This is a genomic window from Fodinibius salsisoli, from assembly GCF_026229185.1.
GTDB lineage: Bacteria > Bacteroidota > Rhodothermia > Balneolales > Balneolaceae > Fodinibius > Fodinibius salsisoli.
Genome location: NZ_JAGGJA010000031.1, coordinates 1 through 2087, shown reverse-complemented (window position 1 = coordinate 2087; position 2087 = coordinate 1). Strand labels below are relative to the sequence as shown.

The following is a 2087-nucleotide window of genomic DNA, read 5'->3' as shown; positions in this document are numbered from 1 at the left end:
ACACACGTTTTTTCTGCATTTGAAAGAAACGGAATTTCGTTTTAATCATCGAAACAATAATTTATATAACATCTTGCTGAAGCTCCTTCGAGAAGATCCTCTTTGAGTCGTTTGCTTCACTAGACCCAAAGTTAATTAATTCTTGGCTTTCGTAATCTCGTCCAGCGGAAACGGCACTTGGAGGTAGTTGCCCACTTGGCCCTATTGACCACTCTTCCCAAAACTCTTCGACCGTAAGTAACTGGTTAACAGGTTTACCTAATATGGTAAAAAACCAGCGACGTGTTACAGGAGCTTTATCCAACCAATTTACAAGATTTCTGCAATCATAAGCTTGAACATCTTTCCAAACATCTTCTTGTTGTTTTTTTTCTTGCCAATCATCTCTGTTATCCCAATAGGCTGTAGTTACGAATACAAATACTGACTCAGTAGGTTCAAAGCCAAGTGGATCATCTGTTCTCTTCTGATAATCTACATTAGCCTCTGCAGTTCCTCCATTAGTTTTAAACTCCCATAATGAATTCCCTTGAGGAACGTAGCTTGTATCTTCACTACAAATGACCTTCCCGTCCCAACCTTCTAAAAACACTGCACTTCCTGAAGGTATGTCTAGCTTGGTATCTCGTGGCGTTGTCTCAAAAATTAATTTTGAAATTAATCGGGGAAACTCCCCTTTGGCTCCATGTCTTTTTCCCCAAGCTTCAATTTCAGTTCTATCTAGTCTCATTTTCTATCTATGGAATTCAAATTGTATATAGTCGCAAAATATTTTAAGTATAGCCTTATAACGACCTTGCGCATAACCGGCGCACGGATCCATGTTGAATTAGCAACTAACAAAAGAAGAGGCTCAAAACCAAGAGCGGCAGAGGTTTGGCGAGGTGCGTCCGAGTTAATGCGCGGGTTAGGCCAAAAGTGCTATGCACCACCAGTTTGAATGATTTTAAAATCCTCAAAACCATTAAAAGTTGTTTTTTCTAATTTGTGAGCTAAATCAGAGGCTTCCTTTTTTGTTAAATTCTCTCGAATTACTTGACGTTCAGTATCATCGTTACCAAAATTCCAATGACTTGTCGAGTCAACGGTATTAAACATATGCTGGAAATATCTAATGTTGAGTTGTTTAGAAATACCAAAATAGATTTCTTTTTTGGTATAATTAATCAAAGCATATACTGAGTATTCTCTTTTGTCTTCAGATAGGATTTTTTGAATTAAATCTAAGTCAATATCACTCATTTTTATTTTGGTTTATTTGAGATTTACTAAAAAGCAATCTTAAATTCTTGTGAATTAATCTTTAACAATATTTACCAAAAAAATATGTGAATCATAAATAGTGATTAGCCAAGATGATATTGGTGTGTTTTCTTCAATTATTCCAGCTCTGTAAGAAAAAATATCATCACTGAATATTCTTTTAATTGGACAGTTTCGGAAAATCGTAAATAATTGTTGGACTTGTTGAACACTATCGATGTATTGACTTTTTATTTCATACTCGTCACTAACTGTTAGTTCAGTTTCATGGAAAACTAATCCCTGAACAGTTTTTTTGATTACATTATAAACCCTCTCCATTTGGACTTTTATTTTGGATCCTCTTCCCAAATAAATTCCTGAGCCACTATAAACAAGAGCAGGGGATATACTTTTTCTTAAATAATTTCGAAATCCTTTAGCTTGATCTCTTTCGAGTGATCTAAATACTTTACCAGTCAAAATTTCTTTTGCACTAGGATTCCGTTGGCTTTGCCCTGTCGAGCTAATCACAGCTCTACAATATTCCTCATCTTTTGAAAAGCTTCTGTTACATTTTTTACAGCATGGCACAGTTATTAAATCATTTCTTTTATCTTTAGGAAAAAGGTTTTTAGGAGGGGTATGATCTTTTGAATTAGCATCCCTTTCTAAGCAATAAATACAATTTTGATTCGCCATGATGTACAATTTTGGCCTAACGACATCCTATGTTTAAAGCACTTAGTATTGACTGGTATTTTAGATTCGCAGATATTCGGTCAAACGGAAGGTTGGTGGCGGGAAGGGAACCAGTAAGACGACATTGAGCCATAGAGCTCGAG

The 2087-nt window shown here is 35.7% G+C and carries 3 protein-coding genes and 1 pseudogene; 1 reads left to right on the top strand and 3 read right to left on the bottom strand.

Translation table 11 applies throughout. The annotated features are described in order from the left end of the window. Positions 1-106: pseudogene (locus J6I44_RS20470) on the top strand (IS1595 family transposase); the annotation flags it as partial. On the opposite strand, the gene J6I44_RS20465 reads toward J6I44_RS20470, so the two are convergent. The 3 genes from J6I44_RS20465 to J6I44_RS20455 form a co-directional block, all read right to left on the bottom strand. Then, the gene (locus J6I44_RS20465) at positions 62-730 is read right to left on the bottom strand and encodes a hypothetical protein (RefSeq protein ID WP_265768133.1); all 669 of its coding nucleotides are present in this window, start codon (positions 728-730) and stop codon (positions 62-64) included. The pseudogene J6I44_RS20470 and the gene J6I44_RS20465 overlap by 45 nt on opposite strands. A gap of 191 nt (positions 731-921) precedes the next feature. After that, complete coding sequence (locus J6I44_RS20460; protein WP_265768132.1) at positions 922-1242, bottom strand: GIY-YIG nuclease family protein; 321 nt, start codon at positions 1240-1242, stop codon at positions 922-924. A gap of 54 nt (positions 1243-1296) precedes the next feature. Then, complete coding sequence (locus J6I44_RS20455) at positions 1297-1944, bottom strand: hypothetical protein (protein WP_265768131.1); 648 nt, start codon at positions 1942-1944, stop codon at positions 1297-1299. Positions 1945-2087: the final 143 nt, after the last annotated feature.